The sequence below is a fragment of the Actinomycetota bacterium genome, from assembly GCA_030776725.1.
In the GTDB taxonomy this organism is placed as follows: domain Bacteria; phylum Actinomycetota; class Nitriliruptoria; order Nitriliruptorales; family JAHWKO01; genus JAHWKW01.
Genome location: JALYHG010000264.1, coordinates 1 through 5,039, shown reverse-complemented (window position 1 = coordinate 5,039; position 5,039 = coordinate 1). Strand labels below are relative to the sequence as shown.

Annotated in this window: 3 protein-coding genes; all 3 read right to left on the bottom strand. The window is 70.6% G+C overall.

The window, feature by feature from the left end:
- Positions 1 to 32 precede the first annotated feature (32 nt).
- Positions 33 to 2,909, bottom strand: a complete 2,877-nt coding sequence (locus M3N57_12835; GenBank protein ID MDP9023556.1) for a UPF0182 family protein — start codon at positions 2,907 to 2,909, stop codon at positions 33 to 35.
- An 11-nt stretch (positions 2,910 to 2,920) separates the two neighbouring features.
- Complete coding sequence (locus tag M3N57_12830) at positions 2,921 to 4,756, bottom strand: DivIVA domain-containing protein (GenBank protein MDP9023555.1); 1,836 nt, start codon at positions 4,754 to 4,756, stop codon at positions 2,921 to 2,923.
- 77 nt (positions 4,757 to 4,833) lie between these two features.
- On the bottom strand, positions 4,834 to 5,039 hold a 206-nt coding region (locus M3N57_12825; GenBank protein MDP9023554.1), incomplete at its 5' end, for a hypothetical protein.

Below are 5,039 nucleotides of genomic sequence, written 5' to 3'. Positions count from 1 at the left end.
AGCCCGAGCCCCCGCCGAACCCCCGCCATAGGTCACGCCCCGCCCTCGGTCGCAGGGCCGCCTTCCTCGGTCGCCGTGCCAGCTTCTGCCGGGGCAGCTGCATCCTCCTCGGGTACCGGCACGCCTTCCTCCTCCGCGGCGCGGCGGAGCAGGTCCTGTGCCTCGTCGACCCGGCGCTGGTAGGTCGCCAGGTCGCCGTCACGCAGCGCCTGATCGGCGGCGGAGAAAGCGTCGAGCGCGCGGCTCAGCAGGCCCGCGACGCTCACCCGCTCCGTCTCTGGATCGGGCTCCTCGACGGGGGCGCCGGGGATCACCGCGTCTTCTGGGGCCGCCCCGATCAACTCGGCGAGCGCCGCATCCAAGGTGTCGGCCATCACGACCCTGTCGCCGAGCACGAGCGTGACCTTGGCCAGCTCCGGGATCTCGGTCTGCGGGTTGACCAGGAACAGCGGTTGCACGTACAGGATCGAGCGCTCGATGGGGATCACCAGCAGGTTGCCGCGGATCACCTCCGACCCCGCCCGGCTACGCAACGTGATCCACTCGGAGATGGTGCGGTCCTGCTCGATCTTGGCGTGCGCCTGCGCCGGCCCGAGGATGGTCTGGTTGCTGGGGAACTGCACCGCGTACAGCCCGCCGTAACGCCCCGGATCGGAGCGTCCCGCCAACCACGCGATCATGTTCGGTTTGTTCCGCGCCAGGTACGGCTGGATCAGGACGAACTCCTCGGTTTCTTGACCGGGGAGCCGCATCAACAGGTAGTACGGCTCGAGCGGCGCACCCTCGGGCTTCTGCCTGTTGGTGATGGCCGGGGCATCGGTGGGGAACTGCCACGCGTCCGCCTTGCTGTAGAAAGCCGGCGCCTGGGGGATGTGGTACAGCCGGTACACGTCGGCTTGAAGTTGGAAGAGGTCCTCTGGGTAGCGGAAGTGCCGCACCAGCTGATCCTCAGCCGCGGACACGTCGGCGAACGGCTCCGGGAACGCCTGACGCCACGCGGCGATCACCGGATCATCGGGCTCGACCACGTACAGCGTCACCGTCCCGTCGTAGGCATCGACGACCGCTTTGACGCTGTTACGGATGTAGTTGACGGTCGCACGGTTCAGGTCGTTGACGAACTGGTTGCGTTCCGCGTACGGGTAGTGCGCCGAGACGGTGTAGGCGTCCTGGATCCACACGATCCGCCCGTCGAGCACGACGGCGTACGGGTCGTCGTCGAGCAGGAGGAACGGGGCGACGCGCTGCACCCGTCGGCTGATCTGTCGCTCGAAGATTATGCGCGACTCGGGCTGGATCAGGCCCGACAGCACCAGGTTGGGGTCGGCGAACCGCAGCGCGAACGCCAAGCGCTGCAGGGGGCCCCCGACCGGGACGCCACCGAGCCCGTCGTACACGGTCGTCTGCGCCTCGCCGGTGTCGCTGGCTTCGAAATCCAGCTCCTCGTCGGCGCCCCGCACGATCGAGTAGTTGCCGTGGAGCTCCCCGAAGTACACGCCGGGGCGGCGGTCGGGAACCAGTGTCTCGGTCGGGCCGCGTGGGGGGATGTCGCGGCTGAGGAAGACCGGGGAGCCCTCACGGTCTGCGATGTTGACCTGTGAGGCCACCGCCCCGTGGCCGTGGGTGTAGAACGTGTGCAGGTTCTGCCAGGTCTTGGCCGACTCCTCGAGCTGCTGGGGCTGCATCTCGCGCACCGACAGCATCGTTTGGCGCACCTCGCCGTCGACCATGTAGCGGTCGACGTCGACGTCCGCGAAGTCGTAGTAGGGCCGGATCGCCTGCAGCTGGCGGTAGCTCTTGAGCAGGACGCTGGGATCCCACAGGCGGACGTTGTTGAGAGTGACGACGTGCTCCTCGACGTCCGCGGGTCCCAGGTCGTCGTGGACGGTGAACCTGGTGCCTTCCACCTCGTGCAGGTCGTACGCATTGCGGGTGGCTTGCAGGTTGCGTTCGATGAACGGCTGCTCGCGGGCCAGTTCCTGGGGATCGACCCGCAGCCGCTGGATAGCGGCCGGGTAGAGGCCTTGCAGCAGGATGCTCGCGAGGATCAACAGGCCGATCGCGGCGCCCGGGAGCAACCACCCGCGCCGGCGGATGTTGACGAGCACCATCACGATCGCCACTGCGGTGACGAGCAGGAGCAGGTTCAGCGCCGGTAGTTCAGCGTTGACGTCGGTGTAGGACGCCCCGGTGACCGTGCCCCGGGGAGAGAAGTTCAGCGCGAAGCGATCCAGCCAGTAACCCCACCCGCGCACGGCCAGCACCAGCGCCAACAGCACCGACAGGTGCGCTTTGGCCTGAGGAGTGACGCGGTTTCGGGGCGCGTCGGGACGGATGGCGCCGAGCAGGTAGTAGGCACCCGCCGTGACAGCCAGCACCATCAGCAGCGACGTGAACAGCCAGCCCTCGACGAACTCGTACCACGGCAGGTCGAAGACGTAGAACCCGACATCGCGCCCGAACTGGGGGTCAGCGGCGCCGAACGCCCCGCCGTGGCGCCACAGCAGGAACGGTTCCCACTGGCTGGCGGCAGCTGCGCCACCGCTGAGAGCGAACAGCAGGGCCACACCGCCGATCAGCCACGGAACGTAAGGATCGACCAGTTGCCGGTACCGCTCGATCGCCGCCTCACGAGCCGTGGCGGGCAGGATCAGCGGACGCAGACGTCGGGCGATCACGAGGTTGACGGCCACGAGCAGTGCGAGCACCGCACCGAACAGCGCCCCGAGGCCCACCCGGGCGCTGAACAGCCCGAGGAAGACCGACTCGTAGCCCAACCCCTGGTACCACCACAGATCGGTGACGAAGGCCGCGACCCGGTTGGCGGACAGAAGCACGAGCACGACGACGACGGCCAGGACCACACCCAGCCGTCGGCGGATGGCGTCGCGCAACCGGCGCGTCGCCACGGGCGCTCGTGTCATCGCGCCGGCGCGACGGTGCAGACACAGCCGCGGTGGGCGGGGGGCACCACATCGCCGCTGGGGAACTCCCGGTCGAGCGCGACGCGACCCTCGGAAGCGTTGGCACGGCACCGGTTCTCCGGGCAACGAGCTTCGTCGCCCACCACCCAGATCCGTTCGGAGAGCCCAGCTGCCCGCCAGGCGTCGTGCACGCCCAGCTGGTAGGTGCGGATCAGGCTGGTCTCGGCGGCGGCCTCGGCCACGGGGCCCTTGAGGTCACGGAAGACCTCGCCGACCCGCTCGGTCAGCGCTCCCAGCTCCTCTTCGGCTTGCAGGCCGGCGCGTAGCGTCGCTTCCAACGACGTGGTGATCTCGTGGGCCAGGCCGTCACGCAGCTCGCGCGCCGCCGAGCGGATCCGCTCGCGGTCGCCCTCGTCGGGTTCGGCGGCGTCCGCCAGCGTGGCGCCGTCTCGCAGCCCCACGTCGTAGACCTCGCTGAGGAAAGCCTCACCGACGCCCTCCAACGGAGCGAGGTCCTCGTCGCCGGGCAGCAGCACGGCGACGTCGGACGTCCCCTCGGTCCTGCGGATGGCGTCCAGAACGCCGTTCTGCACGTCCTGCAGCGTGCGCTTCAGGCGCCGCACCATCCCGGGTCGGATCTCCTGCAGCGCGCGTTCGCGCAGCTCGACCGCGGCGACGTCGGTGACGGACCGGGCCTCTTCGATCGGCTCCACCGCCGGCGCCGGCGTCTCGACTTCGGCGACAACAGCCTCGTCCACCCTGATCTCGCCGGTGTCGTCGCCGCGAGCCGCCGCCTCATCATCGCGAGGCACGGCCTCACCGGCACGGGCCGACTCCTCACCGGCGCGGGCCGCCGCCTCATCATCGCGAGGCACGGCCTCACCGGCGCGGACCGACTCCTCGGGAGGGACGGCTTCATCGGCGCGGGCCGACTCGTCATCGGGTTGAGCTGACGCCGACTCCTCGGTCCGAGACGTCGGCTCCTCGGCGCGGGTCTCCTCCGCGCTTGGCTCCTCACCGCCTCCAGCTGCGATCGCTTCCTCGTCGTCTGCTTCGGCGGCCACCGCGACCTCGGCGGCCGCGGACTCCACGGCCCACTCCCGCTCGGCGTCGTCCTCGGCCTCGGGAGGTCCTGGCGTGGCGAACTCCGGCTCGCTCAGGGCCACCTCGTCTGAGGTCTCGGCCTGGGCGGCCGCCTCCTCGGACGCCGCTACGTCCTGCGAGGGTTGCACCTGCAGCCCCTCAACGGCGGACGCCACCGCCCCGATGGCGGCTTCCAGATCGACCGCCAGCTGGGCGCGTGCTGCCTCGAGGTCGCGCACGCCCGCCTGGATCACCTCCCGGCGGTGGCGGGCCTCTTCGACCAGCTCCTCCGCCTCCCGGCGTGCCCGCTCGAGTTCCTGTGCTGCCGTGCTCCGCGCCTGCTCGAGCTGCTCGGTTGCGCTGCTGCGCGCGCGTTCGAGCTGCTCTGCCGCGCTTCTGCGGGCGGAATCGAGCTCGCTCTGCGCGGTCCGCTGCGCCGCTGCCAGCGTCGTGCGAGCCTCCTCGTCGGCGCGCCGACGCATCTCGGCCGCGGCGTCCTGCGCCGCGACGAGGATCCGGGTGGTCTCCTCGCCCAGCTGCTGGAACGCGTCGCGGGTGTCGCCCGCCGCCGGGGCAGCGGCCGGCTCGGGTGGCGCTTGGCTGGCCTCAGCTTGCAGCTCCTCGATCTGCCGCTGCAGCGCCGCGTAGTCGTCGGCGACCTGTTCGAGGAACGCCGTGACCTCGTCACGGTCGTAGCCGCGGAGGGCGATCAGGAACTGGCGGGACGCGATCTCTTCGGGCGTGAGCACGGTTGCCTCGTTGCCTGCTGCGGGGCGCAAGCATAGGGGCGCACCGGTCGTGCCGCCGTCGGTCACCGAGCGAGGGCCTACGGGACGGTCGGGAGCTTCGAGGCGGTGTCGTCGATGACCTTCCCGACGTCCGAGACCGTGTCGTCGAGGAGGTCGGTGAGGTCGTCGACGGTGTCGTTGACCGGGGCGCACTCCTGCAGTGGGCACGGCCCGGGGTCGGGCGGCGGCGGCGGTGGCGGCGACGGCTGGGGTGCTGGCGGACCCGCCGGGCCGGGTGCCTGCG